The organism is uncultured Tenacibaculum sp., assembly GCF_947504135.1.
Lineage (GTDB): Bacteria > Bacteroidota > Bacteroidia > Flavobacteriales > Flavobacteriaceae > Polaribacter.
Window position 1 is genome coordinate 52,695 of the sequence record NZ_CANNGG010000006.1, and the last position, 23,192, is coordinate 75,886.

The window sequence follows — 23,192 nt, forward strand, 5'->3', positions numbered from 1 at the left end:
CATTTGAACTTCGAATTATTTATAGCAAAACGAATCATTGCTGGAAAACAGTATAAAAGCAGTATTTCATCACCAATTATTACCATTGCAACCACTGCCATTGCTCTTGGTGTAGCTATTATGTTAATTGCAGTGTCGATCACCTCTGGGTTTCAGAATAAGGTGCGCGATAAAATGACAGGCTTTAAAGGGCATATTCAAATTGTAAATTACGATAATAACAATTCAGATGTTTCAACAGTTCCGATTGATATTAACCAAGAGTTTTATCCAGAGTTTAAAAACATTGACGGTATAAAAAAAGTACAACCTTTTGCTAATGTTGGAGGGATAATTAGAACTCCTACTGATTTTGAAGGAATTATTTTTAAAGGGGTTTCGGCTGATTACGATTTTACTTTTTTTAATGAGTGTTTAGTTGAGGGTCGTTTACCAGATTTTACTCAGGATAGAAACCGAGAAATTCTAATTTCTCAATCTATTGCAAACCGATTGCATTTTAAACTAAACGATACCATTCAAACATGGTTTGGAGCAGAAAACAGTAGTTTGAAATTTAAATCAAGAAAGCCAATTATTGTGGGAATATACAATACAGGTTTTGAACAGTTTGATAAGATTATGTTGTTGGGAGACTTAAGAGAGGTTCAAAAAATTAATCGTTGGAAAGACAATGAAATAGGAGGCTTTGAAGTGTTGATTGATGATTATGATATGCTCAAAGAAAAAGGAGATGAAGTGTATACAAGTATTGGAGCAACCTTAAATAGTATTACGATTGTAAGTAATTATCCTGCTATTTTTGAATGGTTAAAACTATTAGATAATAACGTATGGTTTATTATTGGAATCATGGTGTTGGTTGCTGGAATAAATATGGTAACAGCATTGTTGGTTCTTATTCTAGAGCGTGTACAAATGGTTGGAATTTTAAAAGCACTGGGAAGTGTAAATTGGAGTATCCGAAAAATATTTTTATACAATGCTTCTTACTTAATTTTAAAAGGATTGTTCTGGGGAAATCTCATCGGACTTAGTATGCTTTTAATTCAAAAATATACGAAGTTAATAAGTCTAGATCCTGAAACTTATTATGTATCAACAATGCCTGTAGATATTAATTTCTTGGCAATTTTATTGTTAAACATAGGTACGCTAATACTTTGCTTTTTAATGTTGATAGTACCTTCATATATCATTACAAAAATTCGCCCTTCAAAATCCATTCGATTTGCTTAGTTTTGCATAACATTAATAAGATATGAAGTACGCAAAAAATATATTAGAAACTATTGGTAACACACCTTTAGTTCAATTAAACTCAGTAACAAAAGAAGTAGATGCTTTAGTATTAGCTAAAGTAGAAACGTTTAATCCAGGAAACTCTGTAAAAGACCGTATGGCACTTAAAATGATAGAAGATGCTGAAGCAGATGGTCGTTTAAAGCCAGGGGGTACCATTATAGAAGGTACTTCAGGAAATACAGGAATGGGATTAGCATTAGCAGCTATTGTAAAAGGGTACAAATGTATTTTTGTAATTTCAGATAAGCAATCAAAAGAAAAAATGGATATTCTGCGTGCTGTAGGAGCAGAGGTAGTTGTTTGCCCTACGAATGTAGAACCAGATGATCCTCGTTCATATTATTCAGTATCTAAGCGTTTAGGGGAGGAAACTCCAAACTCTTGGTATGTAAATCAATATGACAATCCTTCAAACGCACAAGCACATTATGAACAAACAGGACCAGAAATTTGGGAACAGACCGATGGTAAAATCACACATTTTGTTGTTGGAGTAGGAACAGGAGGAACGGTTTCAGGGACTGCTAAGTTTTTAAAAGAAAAGAATCCAAATATTAAAATTTGGGGAGTAGATACGTACGGATCTGTATTTAAAAAATATCACGAAACAGGTATTTTTGATGAGAATGAAATCTACCCATATATCACGGAAGGTATTGGTGAAGATATTTTACCTAAAAATGTTGATTTTTCTTTAATTGATGGATTTACAAAAGTAACTGACAAAGATGCTGCTATTTACACACGCAAAATAGCTAAGGAAGAAGGAATTTTTGTAGGGAATTCAGCAGGTTCAGCTATTAAAGGATTATTACAGTTAAAAGACGAGTTTAAACCTGATGATGTAGTGGTAGTGTTGTTTCACGATCATGGAAGTCGTTATGTAGGAAAAATGTTTAATGACGATTGGATGCGTGATAGAGGTTTCTTAGATGAAGAAATTACTACAGCTGAAGATTTAATTAAAGATCATATAGATAAACCATTAGTAACTGTTCAAACAGAAGAATTAGTGTCACATGCTATTGAAAGAATGCGTACATTTAAAATATCACAGATTCCTGTAAGAGATGCAAATGGGTTTGTAGGTTCAGTAGATGAATCAGCATTATTATATAATTATTTAGAAGATAAAAATATAGCAGAAAAGCCTATTAAAGATGTAATGGGAAGAACATATCCTACAGTTAAAAAATCAGCTTCTATTGATGAGGTATCTAAGTTAATTAACAAAGAAAATCAAGCAGTTTTAGTTGATTTAGAAAATGGAAAACACCACATCATTACAAAATATGATATAATTAGAGCTATTTAAAATTAGCATCTCTAAAGAGAATAAAAACAGGAAGCCCGCTCAATTTGAGCGGGCTTCTTTGTTAATCAACTAATTCAAATAATTTACACAATGAAAACAATGTTACTTGCTTACGGTATTGTTGTTTCCAATATCTGTGCCAAAATTATAAATAAAAAGCGGTACTTTATTTAATTTTTAATTATTTGACATTTTTTTAACGTTAAACCGTTAAAAAGTTAAGGATATTTTAATTTAAGGTTAGCTAGCGTGTTTGTGTGCTTTATACGATGAACGTACTAAGGCACCACTTTCTACATACATAAAGCCCATTTCTAACCCTAATGTTTCGTATTTTTTGAATTGTTCTGGTGTTATAAATTCCTTAACAGGTAAGTGTTTTTTACTAGGTTGTAAATATTGACCGATAGTAATAACATCCAATCCAACATTACGTAAGTCTTTCATGGTTTGTATTACTTCATCTTCTGTTTCGCCTAAACCAAGCATAATTCCAGATTTAGTACGCATTCCGTTTTCTTTTAGGTATTTTAAAACCCCCAAGCTACGATCATATTTTGCTTGAATACGAACTTCACGAGTTAAGCGACGTACCGTTTCCATATTGTGAGAAACAACTTCAGGAGCTACTTCAATAATACGGTCTATTAATTTTTCGTTTCCTTGAAAATCAGGAATAAGAGTTTCTAAAGTAGTATTCGGATTAGCTCTACGAATAGCCTGTACTGTTTCAGACCAAATAATAGAACCTCCATCTTTTAAATCATCACGGTCAACAGAGGTAATTACCGCATGTTTAATATTCATTAATTTAATAGAACGAGCTACTTTTTCAGGTTCATCCCATTCAACGGTGTCTGGACGTCCAGTTTTAACACCACAAAACCCACATGAACGTGTACAGATGTTACCTAAAATCATAAAGGTAGCAGTACCTTCTCCCCAACATTCACCCATGTTTGGACAGCTTCCACTGGTACAAATAGTGTTTAATTTATATTTATCAACAAGTCCTCTTAGTTCCGTGTATTTTTTTCCTACAGGTAATTTTACACGTAACCATTTTGGTTTTTTCGTTCTTTCTGGTGTTGCTACAGTTTCGTTTGCCATTCCATAAAAATTGAACTGCAAATTTACGAAGAAAAGATTTATAAACTAAGTAAAAACCAAATACTAAATCCGAACAAAAAAACAATACCTATAAGACTGAAAATGCGTAAACCAATATTTGGTCTGTACTTTTTTGGCGTATGCTTACCAGTAATTAAGATATAGTTGAGAATAGCATAAAACGGAGCTGTTAAAAAAGATAAAACTGTGGCTATTCGTACAAGAAATACCATATCACTTAAAAAACAATATAAAATAACAGAGGTTCCAAGCGTTAACAGTAGTAACCAAAACCAGTAGCCTAATTTTATTGTTCTTGTTGTTCTCGGAAAAAGTAAAAAAGAAGATTTTTCCATAGCTCTTGGTGAAGCATCTAATGTTGTAATAGTAGTACTAAACATAGTTGTAAAAGCTGCAACACCAATAAATACAGAAGAAAATTCTCCTAAGTTTTTTGTGTATAAATTGATTAGTTGAGAAGCAAAAATAGTTCCTTTACTAGAGAATGATTCTCCTGATTGATGCATAACTAAAGCACCTAACATAACAAAACAAACTCCTAAAAATAAGGCTCCAATATAGCCAACATTAAAATCAAAAATGGCTTGTTTAGGCTTTATTTTTACAAAAGTAGTTTTGTCTTTTTCAACCGACCATAATGAATGCCAAATAGAAATATCTAATGGGGCAGGCATCCACCCTAAAAAGGCAATTAAAAAAGTTACTTGTGCTGTTCCGCTAGGAATAATTTGTTGAAAGCTGAATCCTTTTTCAGTTTTAAATAAGGCTATAGCTACAGCAACAATGGTGCTTACAGTTAAAATGGCTATGATATACTTCATTAAATTATCTAAAAAAGTATACTTGCCAACTCCTAAAAAAAGAATACTAACTAGCATGATTGCTAATGACCATGCAACCAAATCGTGTGAAAAACCAAAGAGATTAGCTGCCAAACTCGCGGTAACAATCGTTACAGCAGCTTGAACGGTAAACATGGTAGCAAAATTTAAAATATAGTAACTTATTAAAACGCCTTTGCCTAGTTTTTTGTAGCCATCTAACAGCGTTTCTCCGGTTGCAGCAGCATAGCGTGGCCCGAATTGAAAGAAAGGATATTTAAAAATATGAACTAGGAGAAGCGCCCAAAGTAAACCAAAGCCAAAATCGGCACCAGCTCTTGTAGATTGTACTAAGTGCGAAACACCAATGGCAGCTCCAGCGAATAATATTCCAGGACCTAATAAACTTAAGAGGGATTTTTTCATGAGAAAAGAGAAGGTTTAAAAGTTTAGATAATCACTATTTCTTAGTTTTCTTAAAATAGCGCTTACATGCTCTTTTCTTCCTCTTTTTAATCGAAGCTTTTTATAGAGTTCTTTTTTGTATACGTTTTTTGCGTTTGCATGAAACTGTAAAATCATAAGTTTTTGATTTTAATGTTCTTGCAATTTATGATTTCTTTATTATTTCAGCTAATAATTTTTTTGCACGCAATAATTTAACTTTAACATTGTTAATAGGCTCGTTAATTTGCTTAGAAATTTCTTTATAACTCAATTCCTGAAAATAACGAAGATTGATAACTTCTTGATATTTTGGTTTTAGTTTTTTAATGTCTTTTAGAAGTTTAGCCAAGTTTTGTTCCGTAATAATTTTATCCTCTGGTGAGGGGGCGTCATCAACAACAGCATACACCTCTTTTTCTTGTTCTTCAGTAGTTTGAGTATAAATAGAAGATTTTTTCTTACGAAGAAAATCGATATATACGTTTTTAGAAATGGTAATCAACCAAGTTTTAAATCGATAGTTTTCATCAAAAGTTTCAATTTTATCAAAAGCTTTAGAAAAAGTTTGAATGGTAATATCTTCAGCGTCATTCTCATTCTGAGTTTGTTTTAATTGAAAAGCGTAAACGTTTCCCCAAAAAGTGTCTAACAAATAATTAAAAGCTATTTGATTTCCTTTTTTTGCTTGCTGAATATTGTGAAGTACTTTTTCTTGATTTATTTCCAATGTTTTGGTTTCGAAATTTGGTTTGTTATAAATATACTAATTTGTACTAATACGAAACAAATATCTAAGAAAGGCAGTAATAGAATTACGTTTTTTTCTTGAAGTTTTGAAGCCGCTTTTCCTAAAGCTACATATTGTAAAATGAAATATCCTATTACAACTGGCAAGGCAATTACCCAATTGATTACAGCGATATAAATAGCTAAAATGTAGAATACTACTTTCGAAACTTTGAATAAACGAAGTAAAAGCTGATGTTTAATTTTGTATAATGAAATTAAGATTGTTTCTTTTTTTTGTTGAGAAAACCATTCTTTGAAAGTTACTTTTTTTCTAGCGCTAACAAAACTGTTTACATCAATAGAGTAGGTTGTATTGGTTTTGGTAGCTGCATCTTTTATGAATAAATCGGCTTCACCAATAAAAAGGTTTACGTGATTGATATATCCGTTAACTCTAAAAAACTCGCTTTTTGTGTAAGCTAGATTATGGTTTGTAGCTTTGTACGGATTTCCAAATTTGGTAAAAGTAAAAGTTTGAATGCTGTTTAATAAATGATGAAATCGTATAAATACATTACTGAACGAATTCTTTTTACGCTTTAATTTTTGATAACCAATAACTATTGATTTTTCTTGTGAAAAATTACTCGACATTTCACTAATCCAGTCTTCAGAAAAAATATTACTACTTATTTCGGTAAACAATAGGTGTTCATGTGTAGCAGCTTTCACACCAAGAGTAAGTGCATACTTTTTGTTTCCCCAAAAAGCCTCCGTATTTTTTACATCTACAATTTTTAAGTTAGCGTGCTTTTTTTGTAGTTCTTCTAAGATATCTAAGGTATTGTCTGTAGAAGCGTTGTTGACAAGAACTATTTCAAAATTATGATATTTCTGCCTAACTAAATATTGAATGTATTCAGTTAAAACATCAGCATTGTTTTTTGTATATACAATTACTGAAATAGGGATATTTACATCTTTGTTTTTTTCTTCACTTTTCTCAAAAGCAAAAGAACAGAAGAACATATAATACACTACTTGTATAGCCGTAGCTACCACAAAAGTGTAGAACAGTATAGTAAATACCATAAAAATAAAAAGGTTAGTTGAGTAAGACTGTTAGTTGTGTTGAGGCTCGCTACAAGTATCGAACTGGTCTGGGGTTTTACCACAAAATCCGCAAGCTTCACCACTTTCGTTTAGCATTGGGTTTTGACTAGCACAAGTACCAGCAAATTCTCCGTCTTTTTTTGCCCAAATTTTAATGGCAATTCCAGCAAATGCTAACGCTAATAATCCTATAGTAACAAAAATTAATTTCATCTGTTCGTTTTTAATTGTTTCTCAATGGTCAGATGTAACCTTAAATGTTTAAAATAATTATTTTAAACCTACAGGTTTCATGATGTGTTGTTTTGTATTGCAAAGATACGAACTTCCTATTTCTCCTGTATGAATTTAAAAGAGATTTATATAAGTGAAACTAAAACAGAGGTAGCGTTTTTCTACTATATGCTTATTGAATAATATTAACTTCTATTTCAAGGTTAATATCAAATGTATCTTTTATAGTATGTTGAATTTTTTGCGCCAATTCATAAATTTCTTTTCCTGAGGCATCCCCGTAATTTACTAAAACTAAGGCTTGCTTTTCGTGAACTCCGTAGTCGCCAAATCGTTTTCCTTTAAATCCGCTTTGTTCAATTAACCAACCAGCAGGTACTTTAATTTCAGTATCAGAAATAATATAACTAGGAATGTTAGGATGTTTTTTCTGAAGTGTTTCAAAATGTTCTTTTGAAATCACAGGATTTTTAAAGAAACTACCACTGTTGCCTATTTTTTTAGGATCTGGTAATTTTGATTGACGAATAGCTATAACAGCGTCAGAAACATCTTTAATAGTCGGATTTGTAATATCTTTTGAAGATAGCTCAGATTCAATTGCTCCGTAAGAAGTATTGAGCTTATGATTGTTTTTAGTTAATTTAAAACTAACAGAAGTTAATATATACTTTCCTTTAGCTTCGTTTTTAAAAATAGAATTTCGGTATCCAAATTGGCACTCTTCAGCAGAAAAAGAAACGAGTTTTCCTGTTTGAATTTCAATAGCTTCTACTTTGGTTATAGTATCTTTAACTTCAACTCCATAAGCTCCAATATTTTGGATAGGGCAAGTACCTACATTTCCAGGGATAAGAGATAAGTTTTCCAGTCCACCATAGTTTTGAGAAACGCACCACAACACAAACTCGTGCCAGTTTTCACCAGCATTTACTGTCAGGTGAATATTGTTAGGGTTTTCTCTATCAATAGAAATTCCTTTAATATCAATATGTACAACTAGGTTTTCAATATCTTTGGTAAGTAACATGTTACTACCACCAGAAATTAAAAAAAGATTTTTTTCCTCTTTTAAAAGCTGTTGTAGTTGGTATACAGAAGTAATAGAAACAAAACGTTTGGCATTTACATCAATACCAAACGTGTTGTACTCTTTTAAAGATATGTTTTCTTTGATATTCAATTAACTATTATATTTTTCTAAGGCGATTTTTAATATCTCAACCGAACGTTTTAAATCAGTTTTATTTAAAACATAGGCAATACGCACCTGATTTTTTCCTTCACCTTCGGTAGAATAGAATCCACTTGCAGGAGCTACCATTACCGTTTCATTATTATCGCTAAATTTTTCTAAAATCCACTGAGCAAAATCATCAGTATCTTTAACTGGTAATTCAGCAACACAGTAAAAAGCACCTTTAGGATTGGCAACTTTTACACCGTCTATTTTTTGTAGTTCAGTGATTAATGTGTTTCTACGATCTTCATATTCTTCTATAACTTCATCAAAATAACTTTGAGGAGTATCTAAAGCAGCTTCACTGGCAATTAAAGCATACGTTGGTGGGCTTAAACGTGCTTGCGCAAACTTAAGAGCAGTATTTATAAACTCTTCGTTTTTAGAAACAATACAACCAATTCTTGCACCACACATACTGTAACGCTTCGAAACAGAATCAATCATAATAGCGTTTTGTTCTAATCCCTCTAAAGCCATTACTGAATTGTGCTTTTCACCATCGTACGTAAACTCACGATACACTTCATCAGCAATTAAAAATAAATCGTGTTTTAATACAATTTGCTTTAATTTTTCAATTTCTTCTTTACTGTATAAATATCCAGTTGGGTTTCCAGGGTTGCAAATTAAAATTGCTTTAGTTTTTGGAGTAATTAACTTCTCAAAATCTTCAATTGCAGGTAACGCAAAATTATTTTCAATTTTAGAAATAACAGAAACTACTTTTACTCCTGATGCTGTAGAGAAACCATTATAGTTTGCATAAAAAGGTTCTGGTATAATTATTTCATCTCCCGGATCAGTAATACTACCAATACTAAAAAGTAAAGCTTCTGATCCTCCTGTAGTAGCAATAATGTTATTTGCAGTAACATGAATATCATTTTTAGCATAGTAATTAGCAAGTTTAGTTCTATACTCTTCAGAACCTTCAGATCTAGCATAAGATAATACTTCAATAGTATTATTTTTTACTGCATCTAAAGCAACTTGTGGTGTTTTAATATCAGGTTGACCAATGTTTAAGTGATAAACTTTTGTTCCGTTCTTTTTAGCAGCCTCAGCAAAAGGAACCAATTTACGAATTGGCGATTGAGGCATTGCGTTTCCTTTACTAGAAATTGATGGCATTTTTATATTAATTAGTTGTTTGATTGGCAAATTTGCAAAATATATTTGATAAATTAAGAGAGTTGTTAAGGAAAAAAGGGGTTAAAAAAATCATAAAAAAGAAAAAAAACGAATAGAAGATTGTATATTTAACTATAGAACCTTAAAACAAGTTCTTTTGACTAAACTATTACTATATACATTAACACTATTTTTTAGTGTGTCTGTTTTTACTCAGCAAAATTTTAATTTTTTAGGTAATAATACAGATAAACAATCGGTTAGTTTTCAACTAATAAATAATCTTATTGTTATTCCCTTAGAAATTAACGGACATCAATTATCGTTTATTTTAGATACTGGGGTAAGCAGAACAATTTTGTTTAACCTCTCATCACAAGACAGTGTTGGTTTAAACGATATAGAACGTATTTTAATTCGTGGACTAGGATCTGGAGAACCAGTAGAAGCTTTAAGGTCTAAAAATAATACGTTCAGAATTAAAAATATTAAAAGTTCAAATGAAGAATTATACGTTATTTTAAAAGATGCTTTTGATATTTCTGCCAAAATGGGAACTACAATTCATGGTATAATAGGTTATGATTTATTGAAAGATGTTATTGTAAAAATAAATTATAACAATAAAAGAATTGATTTTTACAACCCGAAAACTTACAAAAAGTCAATTTGTAGAAGTTGTGAAAGTTTCCCTTTACAATTTTACCGAAACAAACCTTATATAGATACTTATGTTCAGTTAAATTCTCATTCAAGCACGATGACACCTGTAAAGTTGTTGATTGACACAGGTGGAAGCGATGCAATTTGGTTGTTTGAAGGAACAAAAGAAGAGTTACAAACTCCTGAAAAGTTTTTTAGAGATGTTATTGGAGAAGGTTTTAGCGGAACGATTTATGGAAATAGAAGTAGAGTACAAAAAATAACAATAGGGAAATTTGAAATTGAAGAGCCTACAGTTTCTTTTTTAGATTCTTCTTCAACATTTAATGCTCGGCAATTTAAAGAACGAAACGGAAGTATAGGAGGTGCTATTTTAAAACGATTTAAAATTTGGATTGATTATCCTAACAAAAGGATTGTATTAAAAAAGAATGGTTCTTTAAAAGCAGGTTTTTACTATAATATGAGTGGTTTACATATTGCTTATGACGGACAAGAATTAATAAAAGAACAAAAACCTATTAAATTCACTGATAGTTATAATCCAACCAATCAAACTCCGAAAAACAATGTAATATCGTTTGTTAGTAGCTATTTTTATCAGTTTAAGCCAAAGTATAAAATAGATAAGATTGTAGAAAATTCTCCTGCAGATAAAGCAGGACTTAAAGTAGATGATGTTATAAAAAAGATTAACGGTAAAGCAGCACATGAATATCATTTAAATGAAATTATAGAGATGTTTCATACCAAACCAGGAAAAAAAATAAGGATAGAAGTTGAAAGGGCAGGAATAAAGCTAAAGTTTGAATTTAAATTAGAACAGCGTATATAAATAAAAAGCTCAACTAAATTTAGTTGAGCTTTTTATATTTTATTAAGTGTAGTTTTTAGCTATCACTTACAGTGCTTTTTTCTTTGGTTGGTGTTGCATCTTTTGAGATAAATCCTTTAATTTTCACTAATTTTCTACTTTTCTTAGCGTTAGAAATAATGGTAATAGCTTTAGAAAAACCACCTGGTTTTTTAGTATCGTAAGAAACTTCAATTTCTCCTTTTTCTCCTGGCATGATTGGTTTTTCAGGCTTAGATGGTACTGTACACCCACAAGTAGAAATAATATCTTTTATAATTAAAGGAGCATCTCCTACGTTAGTGAATTCAAATACACGTTTTCCTTCAGACCCAAGAGCTACTTTACCGTAGTCGATTGTTTCAGTTTCAAATTTAAATTCTTGAGCGCTTACTGTTAACGTAATAAAGAAAACAGCGACAAATGATAAAATTGTTTTCATAATGTTAAAATTAATTTTAGAGGTATAAACCAGTACAAATTTAGTATTATTTATTTAAGATATTAAAAAAACAACTTCTAATTTTCTGTACCTCATAGATAGTTGTATTTTTGCTAATCAATTTTCAAAAACAATGCCAAAAGCTAATTTATTTAGCAAGTGGGCAAAACAAGATATTTTAACATATATGAATATTCCATCAAAATACAATTCTAAAGAAGTAGAAGGTAAGTGGTACGATTACTGGATGAAACACAACTATTTTCATTCTGAAGTAGATGAAAGAGAACCATACACAATAGTAATACCTCCACCAAACGTCACAGGAGTGTTGCACATGGGGCATATGTTAAATAATACCATTCAAGATGTATTAATTCGTCGTGCTCGTTTACAAGGAAAAAATGCATGTTGGGTTCCTGGTACCGATCATGCTTCGATTGCTACAGAAGCAAAAGTGGTAGCAAAACTAAAAGAGCAAGGTATTGATAAAAATGATTTAACTCGTGAAGAATTCTTGGCACATGCTTGGGAATGGAAAAATGAGTATGGAGGTATCATTTTAGATCAGTTAAAAAAGTTAGGAGCTTCTTGTGATTGGGAACGTACTGCATTTACGATGGATCCTGCATTGTCAGAATCAGTAATTAAAGTATTTGTAGATTTATATAACAAAGGATTAATTTACCGCGGATACCGTATGGTAAATTGGGATCCTGAGGCAAAAACTACACTTTCTGATGAAGAAGTTATTTATGAAGAGCGTCAAGGAAATTTATATTACTTACAGTATGATATTGTTGACTCTGATGAAAAAGTAATTATAGCAACAACACGTCCTGAAACTATTTTAGGAGATACAGCTATTTGTATTAATCCTAATGATGAGCGTTTTACTCATTTAAAAGGTAAGAAAGCTATTGTTCCTCTTTGTAATAGAGAAATTCCAATTATTGAAGATGAATATGTAGATGTTGAATTTGGTACAGGGTGTTTAAAAGTAACCCCTGCACATGATGAAAATGATAAAGCTTTAGGAGATAAGCACAACCTAGAGGTAATAGATATCTTTAATGAAGATGCTACCTTAAATTCATTCGGGTTACATTACGAAGGAAAAGATCGTTTTGTAGTTCGTAAAGAAATTACCAAAGAATTAGAAGAAAAAGGGTTTTTAGTAAAAACTGAGGTTCATACCAACAAAGTAGGTACTTCTGAGAGAACTAAAGCAGTGATTGAACCAAGATTATCAGATCAGTGGTTCTTAAAAATGGAAGAGCTAGTTAAACCAGCTATCGAAGCTGTTTTGGGTGAAGATAGAGAGGTGAAGTTATTCCCAAAAAAGTTTGAAAACACATATCGTCACTGGATGGAAAATATTCGTGATTGGAATATTTCTCGTCAGTTATGGTGGGGACAACAAATTCCTGCTTTCTATTTTGGAGATGGAAAAGAAGACTTTGTAGTAGCTGAAAATATTGAAGATGCAGTTAAATTAGCTCAAGAAAAAACAGGAAATACATCATTAACTGCTTCTGACTTAAAACAAGATCCAGATGCGTTAGACACGTGGTTTTCTTCTTGGTTATGGCCAATAAGTGTTTTTGACGGAATTCGCAATCCTGAGAATGAAGAAATCAAGTATTACTATCCAACCAACGATTTAGTTACCGGACCAGATATTTTATTCTTTTGGGTAGCACGTATGATTATTGCTGGATATGAATGCAAAGATGAACGTCCGTTTGAAAACGTATACCTAACAGGATTAGTACGTGATAAGCAACGTAGAAAAATGAGTAAATCATTAGGAAACTCACCAGATGCTTTAAAGTTAATTGAAGATTTTGGTGCTGACGGAGTTCGTGTAGGGTTATTATTAAGTGCAGCGGCTGGAAACGATTTATTATTTGATGAAGATTTATGTCAACAAGGAAAAGGGTTTGCAAACAAAATTTGGAATACCTTCCGTTTAATTAAAGGTTGGGAAATAGATGAAAGTTTAGCGCAACCAGAAACAGCTAAAATAGGATTAGCTTGGTATGAAGCTAAGTTTAATAAAGTGTTGTTAGAAATAGAAGATCACTTTAGTAAGTATCGTTTATCAGATGCGTTAATGGCAATTTATAAATTAATTACTGATGATTTTTCATCATGGTTATTAGAAATTGTAAAACCAGGATACCAACAACCGATTGATGCTAAAACATACAAAGCTGTAATAGAAGTATTAGAGAATAACTTAAAAGTATTGCATCCATTTATGCCTTTCTTAACAGAGGAAATCTGGCAACATATTACTGAAAGAACTCCAGAAGATGCTTTAATTATTGCTAAATACCCAACGGTTGGAGAAACAAATGAAGAATTAATTACAAATTTTGAGTTTGCAACAGGTGTGGTTTCAGGAATAAGAACGATTAGAAAAAATAAAAATATTTCGTTTAAAGATGCTATCGAATTATCAGTTGTAAATAACGAAAACTTCACCAAAGAGTTTGATGTAGTAATTCAAAAGTTAACGAATGCTTCAGAAATTAGTTATGTTTCTGATAAAGTTGACGGAGCAGTATCTTTCCGTGTGAAGTCAAATGAATATTTTGTTCCAATTTCATTAGATACCATTGATGTAGAAGCGGAAATAACTAAGTTAAATGCCGAATTAAAACGAGCAGAAGGGTTCTTAACAGGAATTCAAAAGAAGTTGTCTAATGAACGTTTTGTAAGTAATGCTCCTGAGCAGGTGATTACGTTAGAACGTAAAAAAGAGTCAGACACCTTAGCTAAAATTGAAACGATTAAAGCGAGTTTAGCTTCGTTACAATAGATTAACAATTTAGAATAATAAAAAAACCGCTGTTTGTAAACAGCGGTTTTTTTATTGTAGTTAGTTTATAATGAGTTTAGTTTTTGTCAACCACGTCTCCAGAACCTAAAGAGTTACTATATATTTGGGTAGGGTTTCCTTTGTAGTAAATATTTCCAGATCCAACGACAGTTGCTTTAATTTTATTTTTAACTGAAATTTGCACATCACCTGATCCTGCAATACTAGCTTTTAAAGAATTGGTGTCTAATTCGTACGCTTTCACATCTCCTGAACCTCCAATTGAACATTTTAAATAGTCAGTTTTTCCTTTTAATTTAATATTTCCAGAGCCTCCAATTGACGTATTAACAGTGTTGGCATCTACATTGGCTACAATATTTCCAGAACCTCCAAGGGCGAAATCTACTTCATCAGCTTTAATACGCTTTTTGGTAATTATATTTCCTGAACCACCCAAAGAAACAGACTCAAGGTTTTCAAAAGGAACTGTAATTGTTAATTTCTTAGTCATGCGAATATTGGTGTTGTCTTTAAAACCAAGGTGAAGTTTTCCATTTTTAACTTCAGTTTCAACATGTTTTAAAACATTTTCTTCTCCTTCAATTGTTAATTCACCTTCAACACCATCAACTAAATAAACATCGAATGAACCTCCTAGACTTACTTTGTCAAAAGAACCGACATTTCGTGTTTCTGTAGTAACTTTTCCGTTTCCTCTTACTTTTTTAGTATTCCACCAACTTTGTGCTTGAGATTGTAAGCTGAAAGTAAGGGTAAGTAAGATAATTACTAATTTTTTCATAATAATATAATTTTAAGTTGGTTAATCATTTAGTTTTAAAGAAACACCACCATAGTTAGATTTAATGGTGATCTTTGAATTCGAATTTCCTTTACCAAAAGTACCTTCATAGTATTTTTTAGATGTTTTTTTGATGCTTTTGTATAGCTCTACATTGTTATCAGGATAGCCAAAACTAGCATAAGATAAGTCGATGTTGAAATTAAAGTTATTATTGCTGTTGGTTCCTAATTTGATACTAGCATAGTTTCCGTCAATAGTAATGTTATCAAATCCTTTAGCAATGTTTTGAACTCTAATTCCGCCATAATCGCTATTAATTTTTAAGTTCTTTTTAAGTGTACCTATTTTGACACTAGCGTAATCAGAGTTTCCAGTTAGGTTAGAAATCTCTTCTGCAGAAATACTTCCATAATCGCTATTAAATGTAACATCAGTAGCCTTACCAATTTTTATAGTTGAATAATCTGCACTTACTTTTAAGTTGTTAGATTTTCTAATTTTTAATTTTGAATAATCAACATTAAGATTTCCTGATTTCATGTAATTGATTTCAGAAGTACCGCAATAATCTAAGCTAATATTATTGTTGCTGTTTAACAGTTGGTCGATTTGAATTTTACCATAATCACAGTTAATATTCGATTTTCCTTCAAGTTCATCTAATAAATAAATGTCTCCATACTTATTGTGTAAGTCAGCATTGTTAGTAATAGGCATTCTTACCGAATAATTAATTTTATAATTGGTGTTTTTGCTTCCCCACCAAGACCAAGAAGATTTACTTTTTTCTATAATTGTTCTAGCTTCTACTAAATTGGAAGTAGCTTCAAACTGAATGTTAATGTCTTTTAGTTTACGTTCAACACTTGAAAGATCATCACCTTTTACAGTTATTTTAACATTGATTTCAATACGATTTTCATTCCATGTAGTTACGTTTACATTTCCATATTTATTATTAATGTATAAGGTAGCGTTTTTATTAACGTTAAACGTTTTGCTAATGTTCTTACTTTTTTCGTGTTTTCTATCGTTAGCGATAAGAACGGTAGGAATAAGTAAGAATAAGAAAAGTAGTTTATATAATTTCATCGTCTAATAATTGTAATTTTGCTGGGTTTTGTAATTGCTCTAACTGTAAAAGAAGTCTTTCTAATACATCTAATCGTTGTTGATAATTTTGTATCATTTCTCGGATGATTTGACGTTTGTTTTCTTTTTTAGAAAGCTCTTTTTCAAGAGAGTTGTATTGGTCTTCTAATTCTTCAATTTCATTTAAAGAGTCTTCAATAACTGTTTCGGTATCTAAATTTCTATATTGTTCAACTTCTCGTAACTCTTGATTTATAGTTGTAACAAAAAAGTTTTGAGCCTCAGCCATTTTAGGTGAAACATCGGCTAGTGTATACGTTTTTTGTTGTTGGTAATTACCAAGGTAAAAACCTAGCATTAATACAGTTGATGCCGCTATACTCATCCAGAAAATTGAAGGTTTTTTATTTCTCTTCGGATTTTCTAGTTTACGCTGAAAACGTTCTAAATGTCCTTGATGAGGTTCAAAAACATCGAAATCATTTTCTTTAAAAAATTGATGTAGTTTATCCTCCATATCCTTGTGTTTTATTAGTATCGTTAACCAATACTTGTTTTAATTTCTTTTTAGCTCTTGATATTGTTGTGCGCACATTTTCATTAGTATAATTCAATATCTGAGCTATTTCTTCATAATCATAGCCTTCAATTAAGTTCAAAGTCAATACAATTCTGTAATTATCTTTTAAACTTTGCAAACAACTTAATACTCTTTGTACTTCAAGTGAGCTATAATCTATTTCAACTTCTTCGATTTCATAATTAGGAATCACATCCATTTTAACTTCATCATATCGGGTTGTTTTTTTTAGTTGGGTTAAACTTTTATTAATAACGATTCGCTTTAACCAAGATCCAAAAGTAACTTCACCTTTAAAAGAATTTAATTTTGTAAAAGCAGTTAAAAATGCTTCTTGAATTAAATCTTCAGCCTCGAATTCGTCTTTTAAAATACGATACGATGTGTTATACATAGCTTTATAATAGCTTTGATACACCTGCATTTGTGCAGTGCTATCGTTTTTCTTACAGCGTTCGATTAGTTGGTTGATATGTGTTTTCTGCGACTCCAATGAAATCATTCTATACTAGAGACAATTCAACTTTTAAATTGTGACAGTTTGTTTCAATAAAAATAGATTTTTTTTAAGATTCTAGCTTTTTTTATATGTATTTTATTGATAGTTAAAAGGTTGGTGGTATGTTTTTTTATTAAAGTTGCGTAAGTAATGCTAAGTAAAAAAATGAATCAAAATATGTATATTTGACACAATGGTTAACAGTGTTAAAATTATTGAATGCCCAAGAGATGCAATGCAAGGAATTAAAAGTCATTTTATTCCTACAGAGGCCAAGGCAAAATACATCAACTCACTGTTAAAGGTGGGGTTTGATACGATAGATTTTGGAAGTTTTGTATCACCAAAAGCAATACCTCAAATGAGAGATACCGCAGAGGTTTTGTCAAAATTAGATTTATCATCTACTACAAGTAAACTTTTAGCGATTATAGCTAACGTACGTGGTGCAAATGATGCATCACAGTTTGAAGAAATTGATTATTTAGGATACCCTTTCTCAATTTCTGAAAACTTTCAAATGCGTAATACACATAAAACAATAGAACAATCTATTGATACGTTAAAAGAAGTTTTAACGATAGCTAATAGAACAAATAAAGAGGTAGTAGCGTATTTATCAATGGGGTTTGGGAATCCTTATGGTGACCCTTGGAACGTGGAGATTGTAGGTGAGTGGACAGAGAAACTTTCTAACTTAGGTGTTAAGATATTATCTTTGTCAGATACCATTGGAAGTTCAACACCTGAAGATATAGATTATTTATTTTCAAACTTAATACCTAGTTATCCTCAAATAGAATTCGGAGCACATCTTCATACAACTCCAACAAAATGGCACGAAAAAGTAGATAGCGCTTTTAAAGCAGGTTGTAGACGTTTTGATGGAGCTATAAAAGGGTATGGAGGCTGCCCAATGGCTAAAGATGAATTGACAGGTAATATGCCTACAGAAAAATTACTGTCGTATTTTACCGCAAATAAAGTTGAAACCAATATAAAACCAATGAGTTTTGAAAGTGCCTATAATAAAGCACTTGAAGTTTTTTAAAAGATTATGAAATTAATACATATTATTTTTCTTTTTTTCTTTTTTTCAGCCTTTTCTCAAGCTACAGATAGTGAAAGAATAGGTACATGGAGTGTGAAAAATGGAGAGATAATACGAAATAGATCTAAAAACGATCAACTGGCAATTTATTATTGGAATGAATTTAATAGAATTTTTCCTCAAGAGTTAACCAAAAAATACATCAAGCGAATTGTTTTAATGACGGATGGAATTGATGAAAAAACAGGAGCTTTGGTGGCCTTGAGTTCAAAAAATGACAAATGGCAACTAGAAATAGACGTTAATGATGTTAACTTTTATTCTAAAGATAAAAAAAGACTTCACGAGTCTGTTTACACTTTAGTGCACGAATTCGGACATTTACTTACCTTAAACAGAACACAAATACGCCCTACCGATAAAAAACTACAAGACGAAGGTGAGCTATATTTAACTTTGGAAGGAGAGGCGTATAAAAATAGCTACATAAATAGGTTTGTTAATTTGTTTTGGAAAGGAGCGTTGTTAAATCGTTGGGATGTAATTCAGCGTAAATATTGTTATACCGAAGCGAACTGTGTTGAAAAGTTATATGATTTGTATTTAAACAATCGTACAGAATTTTTAACAGATTATGCTGCCGAAAGCCCAGAAGAAGATATTGTGGAAAGCTGGACGGCTTTTGTATTAAGACCAAAGATTAAAAAACCTAGAACGATCGCACATAAGAAAATCAACTTCTTTTACCAATTTCCAGAGTTGGTAGAATACAGAAGAATGATTCGACAAAATACACGTCAATATCTTCACTAAATTTGTAAATTTGATTTCTTTATCAAAGTAAAATCAAATGAAACAGATTAGAATCCTTTTAGTACTTTTTATCACCTTATTTATAGTTAGTTGTAACACTAATAAAAAAACAGCTAACACTTCTACAAACAAATATCAGTTTACAAAGGATGCTGATAAAACGTATTTTACGATTCTTCAGTTAAACGATGTATATGAAATAGCTCCAATACAAGGAGGTAAATATGGAGGAATGGCTAGGGTAGAAACAGTACACCAAGATTTACTTAAAGAAAATGAGCAAACGATGCTAGTGTTGGCAGGAGACTTTTTATCGCCTTCTTTAATAGGAACCATGAGACATAATGGAGAACGAGTTAGAGGTAAGCAAATGGTAGAAGTAATGAATGCAATGAATTTTGATGTGGTTGCTTTTGGTAATCATGAGTTCGATTTAAGTTACACCCATTTGCAAGCAAGATTGAACGAAAGTAATTTTGAATGGATTTCGGCTAACGTTTTACATAATATAAATGGTGAACACTCATATTTTCATAAAACTATTGATGGAGAAAAGCAAAGCTTAAAAGATTCTTACATAAAAGAATTTGTAAATCCAGATGGAACAAAATTAAAAGTAGGTTTTATAAGTGTTTGTATTCCTTCTAACCCTAAGAGTTATGTACACTATGGAGATATGTACGAAGAAATAAAACGTGCATATAATGAGATTAAAGACAATGTTGATATAGTTATCGGTTTAACTCATGCTTCGCTAACGCAAGACAAAGAAATAGCAAAATTATTACCTAATGTACCTTTAATAATGGGAGGACATGAACACACAAATAGCTACGATAAAGTAGGAGAGGTAGTAATTGCGAAAGCCGATGCAAATGCTAAAACAGCTTATATTCATAGGTTTGAATATGATCCAGCAACTAAGAAAACTCAATTTAAGTCAGAGTTAAAAGAGATTAATGACTCGATAGCTTCAAATAAAAAAGTACAAGATGTAGTTGATAAATGGCAGGTTGTTTTGCAAAATAAAATTCAAGAAGTGGTATCAAATCCTTATGAAGTTTTATATACTGCTAAAGAACCATTAGATGCAAGAGAAAGTACTATTAGAAGTGTTCAAACCAATATGGGAAAGATTATAGCAGAGTCTATGAGTTTAGCTTATAATAATGAAGTTGACTGTGCACTCGTTAATGGAGGTTCTGTTAGGATAGATGATGTTTTGGCAGGAGAGGTTAATGCTGTTGATATTTTTAGAGTTTTACCTTATGGCGGAGAAGTTTTAAAAGTAGAAATCAAAGGCAGTTTATTGAAAGAAGTGTTAGACTTTGGAGAAGCTGCTTCAGGAACAGGTGCCTACTTACAACGATTCAATGCTAAGAAAGAAAATGAAGAATGGATACTTAAAAATGGAAAGCTTCAAGAAGATAAAGTCTATACAGTTGCCTTTTCAGACTATTTGTTAAGAGGACTTGATATACCTATGCTTTCAGACAAAAGCGAAGGAGTTATAAGTATTTATACACCTAAAAAAGAAGAAATAGCATACGACATACGTAAAGCTGTTGTTAATCTTTTTAAAGGAGATTAGGCTTAATTTATTGTATGTTAAGCGAATACTAAAAACTGTTAAATTTTATTTAAAATAAATCTTAATAAAATTTGTTAGATTGATTATCTCTACTAATTTTGCGGTCGTAAAACAAAATTAGTTTAAAATTAATCTAAATAAAATGAAAAAAGTATTTTTCGGTTTATTAGCAGGAGTATCATTATTTGCAACAGCGCAAACGGCTCCAACTGATAGTATTCCAACTAACCCGCAAACTCAGCAGAATGCTGCGCAACGTCTATTATCTTCAAACTTAAGTCAACAAGGACTTACAGTTGGGGGGTATGCAGAAGCACATTTAAACAGAGCAACTGGTGAAAACGCTAAACTAGATGTTCATAGATTAGTAATGCTTTTCGGGTACAAGTTTAATGAAAGAACTCAATTCGTAACTGAAATTGAATTTGAACACGTAAAAGAAGTATATGTAGAGCAAGCTTTCTTACAATATACTATTGCTGATAATGTAAACTTACGCGCAGGTTTAATGTTAGTACCAATGGGTATTGTTAACGAATACCACGAACCAACTACCTTTAACGGAGTAGAAAGACCAAGTATGGATAAATCTATCGTTCCATCTACATGGAGAGAATTAGGTTTAGGGGTTTCTGGTAAATGGGATGCAGCTTCTTTACGTTACCAAGCTTATATGTTTAACGGATTCAAATCTGAAAACGACGGTAAGTTTTTAGGAGGAAAAGACGGATTCCGTAGTGGACGTCAAAAAGGAGCAGAATCTATGATGAACAATATCAATGTTTCTGGTAAAGTAGATTATTACGGATTACCAGGTTTACGTTTAGGTTTATCAGGATACTTTGGAAGAACACAATCTGAAAACGATGTAGAAGATTTAGAAGGAGCTGATGTAGGAATTGCTATGGTTGGTTTAGATGCTCGTTATGCGTACCAACGTTTTACAGCACGCGGTCAGTTTATCCATGCTAGTATATCAGACGCTAAAGAATACAATGACTTTTATGAGTACACTAATGGAGATGGAGAAATTGTTCGTCCAGATTTAGGAAGCGCATTACAAGGTTGGTATTTAGAAGCAGCATATAACTTATTACCGCAAGATAAAAAGCAACAATTACATGCTTTTGCACGTTACGAAGATTATAACACACACGCCTCTGTAGCTGAAGGAACTGTTAAAAACTTAGCTTACGATCGTGATGAGTGGACGTTTGGGTTAACGTATAAAGTAGCACCAGGAGCTGCATTTAAAGCAGATTACCAGCTTAAAAATGATGCAGTATCAGGTAGCCAAACAATTAAGCAATTAAACTTAGGTTTCGGAGTTTGGTTCTAATATAACCAGAAACATATCCTATAAAAAACGAATCAAATTATGTTAATTTGGTTCGTTTTTTGTTTTTTATTTAGACTAATTCCAATATTTTTGTAACATGAGAAAACAACTATTTTTTCCTTTTTTATTATTTGTAGCTTCTTTTGGCTTGCTGTCGTTTGTCATTCCTAAAAATGTACAAAAAAAAGTAACAAAAGAAATAAATAATACTTTTGAGGTAGAGACTTTTAATCTAGAGGAAATAAAGATTTCAAAAAATGTAAACGATTTATTAGTTCGAAAAATTGAAGAGGATAAGCTTTTTAAAATTCATGTAAAGAACGAACTAATAGGGTATGCTTATGTAGATAAAGCTCCGAGTAAAACAGATGAGTTCGATTATTTAATCTTATTAGATAAAAACTTAATTATAGTAAAAACTAAAATATTGATTTACCGCGAAGATTATGGCGGAGAAATAGGAAGTAAGCGTTGGTTAAAACAATTTAACGGAAAAACTTCTACAGACGCCTTACAATATGAAAAAGATATAATGGCAATTTCAGGAGCAACAATTTCAGCATCTTCAATGACTATTGCGGTAAATACATTTCTTCAAAATTTAGCAGTTCTTCATCAAAATAAGGTATTATAAATGCAAGTACACGGAGTTATTCATCAGTTTCCTAGAGAAATAAAATTTTTAATAATTGTTTTTGTAGCCACGTTAAGTATAGGCTATTTTGGTGGGCTTTCATTTGTAAATGACACCACCAATGCGAGTTCTAAAGGAATTCAAGAGCGTTATTTAGGAAACGAAGACGATGAAGAAGCTACCAAAATGATGTTTAAAAAATCTGAAGGAGAAATAAAAACATTGGTACACAACCATATATTATCAATTTCAGTAATTTTCTTTTTATTGGCAATTATTTTATCTACAACAAGTATTGGAATGAAACTTAAATTATTTTTAATGATTGAGCCTTTTGTTTCGGTAGTTTGTACTTTTGGTGGTATCTATTTAATGTGGACAGGTATTACGTGGATGAAATACATAGTAATGGTTTCTGGCTTTTTTATGACAACTACTTACATACTCTCTTCATTCTTTATTATAAAGTCGATTTTAGTATCAAAAAAAGACTAACGTTAAATTAACCGATATTATATATTTTGTAGTATA

General features: G+C 31.4%; 23 protein-coding genes. 10 read left to right on the forward strand and 13 right to left on the reverse strand.

Annotated features, from left to right (window positions below):
* Positions 1–3: 3 nt before the first annotated feature.
* Together Q0663_RS12130 and Q0663_RS12135 are read left to right on the forward strand one after the other, a co-directional pair.
* Positions 4–1,239: an FtsX-like permease family protein gene (locus tag Q0663_RS12130; protein ID WP_299011452.1), complete on the forward strand. Its 1,236-nt coding sequence runs from the start codon at positions 4–6 to the stop codon at positions 1,237–1,239.
* A gap of 22 nt (positions 1,240–1,261) precedes the next feature.
* Positions 1,262–2,620, forward strand: a complete 1,359-nt coding sequence (locus tag Q0663_RS12135; RefSeq protein WP_299011454.1) for a pyridoxal-phosphate dependent enzyme — start codon at positions 1,262–1,264, stop codon at positions 2,618–2,620.
* A 240-nt stretch (positions 2,621–2,860) separates the two neighbouring features.
* Here Q0663_RS12135 and lipA read toward each other — a convergent pair whose 3' ends face one another.
* The 8 genes from lipA to Q0663_RS12175 form a co-directional block, all read right to left on the reverse strand.
* On the reverse strand, positions 2,861–3,730 hold the full coding sequence (gene lipA / locus Q0663_RS12140; protein WP_047789490.1) for a lipoyl synthase: 870 nt from the start codon (positions 3,728–3,730) through the stop codon (positions 2,861–2,863).
* A gap of 38 nt (positions 3,731–3,768) precedes the next feature.
* Positions 3,769–4,998, reverse strand: a complete 1,230-nt coding sequence (locus Q0663_RS12145; protein ID WP_299011460.1) for an Nramp family divalent metal transporter — start codon at positions 4,996–4,998, stop codon at positions 3,769–3,771.
* Between the two features lie 15 nt (positions 4,999–5,013).
* Positions 5,014–5,154, reverse strand: coding sequence for a hypothetical protein (locus tag Q0663_RS12150; RefSeq protein ID WP_299011465.1), 141 nt, complete (start codon positions 5,152–5,154; stop codon positions 5,014–5,016).
* Between the two features lie 28 nt (positions 5,155–5,182).
* Complete coding sequence (locus Q0663_RS12155; protein WP_299011467.1) at positions 5,183–5,746, reverse strand: sigma-70 family RNA polymerase sigma factor; 564 nt, start codon at positions 5,744–5,746, stop codon at positions 5,183–5,185.
* Entirely contained in the window at positions 5,737–6,840 is a 1,104-nt protein-coding gene (locus tag Q0663_RS12160) for a glycosyltransferase (RefSeq protein WP_299011469.1), read from the reverse strand. Before Q0663_RS12160 ends, Q0663_RS12155 begins: the two co-directional genes overlap by 10 nt.
* A gap of 30 nt (positions 6,841–6,870) precedes the next feature.
* On the reverse strand, positions 6,871–7,074 hold the full coding sequence (locus Q0663_RS12165; protein WP_028892532.1) for a hypothetical protein: 204 nt from the start codon (positions 7,072–7,074) through the stop codon (positions 6,871–6,873).
* A gap of 193 nt (positions 7,075–7,267) precedes the next feature.
* Positions 7,268–8,278 (reverse strand): UDP-N-acetylmuramate dehydrogenase, encoded by a 1,011-nt coding sequence (murB, locus tag Q0663_RS12170; protein WP_299011471.1) that lies wholly within the window; start codon positions 8,276–8,278, stop codon positions 7,268–7,270.
* Entirely contained in the window at positions 8,279–9,469 is a 1,191-nt protein-coding gene (locus Q0663_RS12175) for a pyridoxal phosphate-dependent aminotransferase (protein ID WP_299011473.1), read from the reverse strand. It lies immediately after the preceding gene.
* A 157-nt stretch (positions 9,470–9,626) separates the two neighbouring features.
* Between Q0663_RS12175 and Q0663_RS12180 the strand changes: the two genes are divergently transcribed.
* Entirely contained in the window at positions 9,627–10,967 is a 1,341-nt protein-coding gene (locus Q0663_RS12180; protein WP_299011475.1) for an aspartyl protease family protein, read from the forward strand.
* A gap of 55 nt (positions 10,968–11,022) precedes the next feature.
* Here the strand turns inward: Q0663_RS12180 and Q0663_RS12185 are convergent, their stop codons facing one another.
* The gene (locus tag Q0663_RS12185) at positions 11,023–11,427 is read right to left on the reverse strand and encodes a DUF1573 domain-containing protein (RefSeq protein ID WP_299011478.1); all 405 of its coding nucleotides are present in this window, start codon (positions 11,425–11,427) and stop codon (positions 11,023–11,025) included.
* A 187-nt stretch (positions 11,428–11,614) separates the two neighbouring features.
* Here Q0663_RS12185 and Q0663_RS12190 point away from each other — a divergent pair, with 187 nt between their 5' ends.
* Positions 11,615–14,254: a valine--tRNA ligase gene (locus Q0663_RS12190; protein WP_299011640.1), complete on the forward strand. Its 2,640-nt coding sequence runs from the start codon at positions 11,615–11,617 to the stop codon at positions 14,252–14,254.
* Between the two features lie 76 nt (positions 14,255–14,330).
* Here the strand turns inward: Q0663_RS12190 and Q0663_RS12195 are convergent, their stop codons facing one another.
* The 4 genes from Q0663_RS12195 to Q0663_RS12210 are packed head-to-tail and all read right to left on the reverse strand — an operon-like array spanning position 14,331 to position 17,236.
* Entirely contained in the window at positions 14,331–15,059 is a 729-nt protein-coding gene (locus Q0663_RS12195; RefSeq protein WP_299011480.1) for a head GIN domain-containing protein, read from the reverse strand.
* Positions 15,060–15,080: 21 nt separating this feature from the next.
* On the reverse strand, positions 15,081–16,154 hold the full coding sequence (locus Q0663_RS12200) for a hypothetical protein (protein WP_299011482.1): 1,074 nt from the start codon (positions 16,152–16,154) through the stop codon (positions 15,081–15,083).
* A complete protein-coding gene (locus tag Q0663_RS12205; protein ID WP_299011484.1) occupies positions 16,141–16,671 on the reverse strand; it encodes a hypothetical protein in 531 nt (176 codons plus the stop codon). The genes Q0663_RS12200 and Q0663_RS12205 overlap by 14 nt, the downstream gene beginning before the upstream one ends.
* Entirely contained in the window at positions 16,661–17,236 is a 576-nt protein-coding gene (locus Q0663_RS12210) for an RNA polymerase sigma factor (RefSeq protein ID WP_299011488.1), read from the reverse strand. Before Q0663_RS12210 ends, Q0663_RS12205 begins: the two co-directional genes overlap by 11 nt.
* Before the next feature lie 190 nt (positions 17,237–17,426).
* Between Q0663_RS12210 and Q0663_RS12215 the strand changes: the two genes are divergently transcribed.
* From Q0663_RS12215 to Q0663_RS12240, 6 genes are all read left to right on the forward strand, one after another.
* A complete protein-coding gene (locus tag Q0663_RS12215; protein WP_028892520.1) occupies positions 17,427–18,284 on the forward strand; it encodes a hydroxymethylglutaryl-CoA lyase in 858 nt (285 codons plus the stop codon).
* 6 nt (positions 18,285–18,290) lie between these two features.
* Complete coding sequence (locus tag Q0663_RS12220; RefSeq protein WP_299011497.1) at positions 18,291–19,097, forward strand: hypothetical protein; 807 nt, start codon at positions 18,291–18,293, stop codon at positions 19,095–19,097.
* A gap of 37 nt (positions 19,098–19,134) precedes the next feature.
* Complete coding sequence (locus tag Q0663_RS12225; protein ID WP_299011499.1) at positions 19,135–20,688, forward strand: bifunctional metallophosphatase/5'-nucleotidase; 1,554 nt, start codon at positions 19,135–19,137, stop codon at positions 20,686–20,688.
* Positions 20,689–20,830: 142 nt separating this feature from the next.
* Entirely contained in the window at positions 20,831–22,027 is a 1,197-nt protein-coding gene (locus Q0663_RS12230; RefSeq protein WP_299011501.1) for a porin, read from the forward strand.
* Positions 22,028–22,124: 97 nt separating this feature from the next.
* Complete coding sequence (locus Q0663_RS12235) at positions 22,125–22,661, forward strand: FMN-binding protein (protein WP_299011503.1); 537 nt, start codon at positions 22,125–22,127, stop codon at positions 22,659–22,661.
* Positions 22,662–23,156 carry a hypothetical protein gene (locus tag Q0663_RS12240; RefSeq protein ID WP_299011505.1) on the forward strand — a complete coding sequence of 165 codons (495 nt, stop codon included), beginning with the start codon at positions 22,662–22,664 and terminating at the stop codon, positions 23,154–23,156.
* Positions 23,157–23,192: the final 36 nt, after the last annotated feature.

Excerpts from the sequence above, each read along its gene's own strand:
- Q0663_RS12135 (WP_299011454.1), top strand. The coding sequence starts at position 1,262 with ATGAAGTACGCAAAAAATATATTAGAAACTATTGGTAACACACCTTTA.
- lipA (WP_047789490.1), bottom strand. The coding sequence starts at position 3,730 with ATGGCAAACGAAACTGTAGCAACACCAGAAAGAACGAAAAAACCAAAA.
- Q0663_RS12145 (WP_299011460.1), bottom strand. The coding sequence starts at position 4,998 with ATGAAAAAATCCCTCTTAAGTTTATTAGGTCCTGGAATATTATTCGCT.
- Q0663_RS12150 (WP_299011465.1), bottom strand. The coding sequence starts at position 5,154 with ATGATTTTACAGTTTCATGCAAACGCAAAAAACGTATACAAAAAAGAA.
- Q0663_RS12160 (WP_299011469.1), bottom strand. The coding sequence starts at position 6,840 with ATGGTATTTACTATACTGTTCTACACTTTTGTGGTAGCTACGGCTATA.
- Q0663_RS12165 (WP_028892532.1), bottom strand. The coding sequence starts at position 7,074 with ATGAAATTAATTTTTGTTACTATAGGATTATTAGCGTTAGCATTTGCT.
- Q0663_RS12175 (WP_299011473.1), bottom strand. The coding sequence starts at position 9,469 with ATGCCATCAATTTCTAGTAAAGGAAACGCAATGCCTCAATCGCCAATT.
- Q0663_RS12185 (WP_299011478.1), bottom strand. The coding sequence starts at position 11,427 with ATGAAAACAATTTTATCATTTGTCGCTGTTTTCTTTATTACGTTAACA.
- Q0663_RS12190 (WP_299011640.1), top strand. The coding sequence starts at position 11,615 with ATGAATATTCCATCAAAATACAATTCTAAAGAAGTAGAAGGTAAGTGG.
- Q0663_RS12195 (WP_299011480.1), bottom strand. The coding sequence starts at position 15,059 with ATGAAAAAATTAGTAATTATCTTACTTACCCTTACTTTCAGCTTACAA.
- Q0663_RS12200 (WP_299011482.1), bottom strand. The coding sequence starts at position 16,154 with ATGAAATTATATAAACTACTTTTCTTATTCTTACTTATTCCTACCGTT.
- Q0663_RS12205 (WP_299011484.1), bottom strand. The coding sequence starts at position 16,671 with ATGGAGGATAAACTACATCAATTTTTTAAAGAAAATGATTTCGATGTT.
- Q0663_RS12210 (WP_299011488.1), bottom strand. The coding sequence starts at position 17,236 with ATGATTTCATTGGAGTCGCAGAAAACACATATCAACCAACTAATCGAA.
- Q0663_RS12215 (WP_028892520.1), top strand. The coding sequence starts at position 17,427 with ATGGTTAACAGTGTTAAAATTATTGAATGCCCAAGAGATGCAATGCAA.
- Q0663_RS12220 (WP_299011497.1), top strand. The coding sequence starts at position 18,291 with ATGAAATTAATACATATTATTTTTCTTTTTTTCTTTTTTTCAGCCTTT.
- Q0663_RS12225 (WP_299011499.1), top strand. The coding sequence starts at position 19,135 with ATGAAACAGATTAGAATCCTTTTAGTACTTTTTATCACCTTATTTATA.
- Q0663_RS12230 (WP_299011501.1), top strand. The coding sequence starts at position 20,831 with ATGAAAAAAGTATTTTTCGGTTTATTAGCAGGAGTATCATTATTTGCA.
- Q0663_RS12235 (WP_299011503.1), top strand. The coding sequence starts at position 22,125 with ATGAGAAAACAACTATTTTTTCCTTTTTTATTATTTGTAGCTTCTTTT.
- Q0663_RS12240 (WP_299011505.1), top strand. The coding sequence starts at position 22,662 with ATGCAAGTACACGGAGTTATTCATCAGTTTCCTAGAGAAATAAAATTT.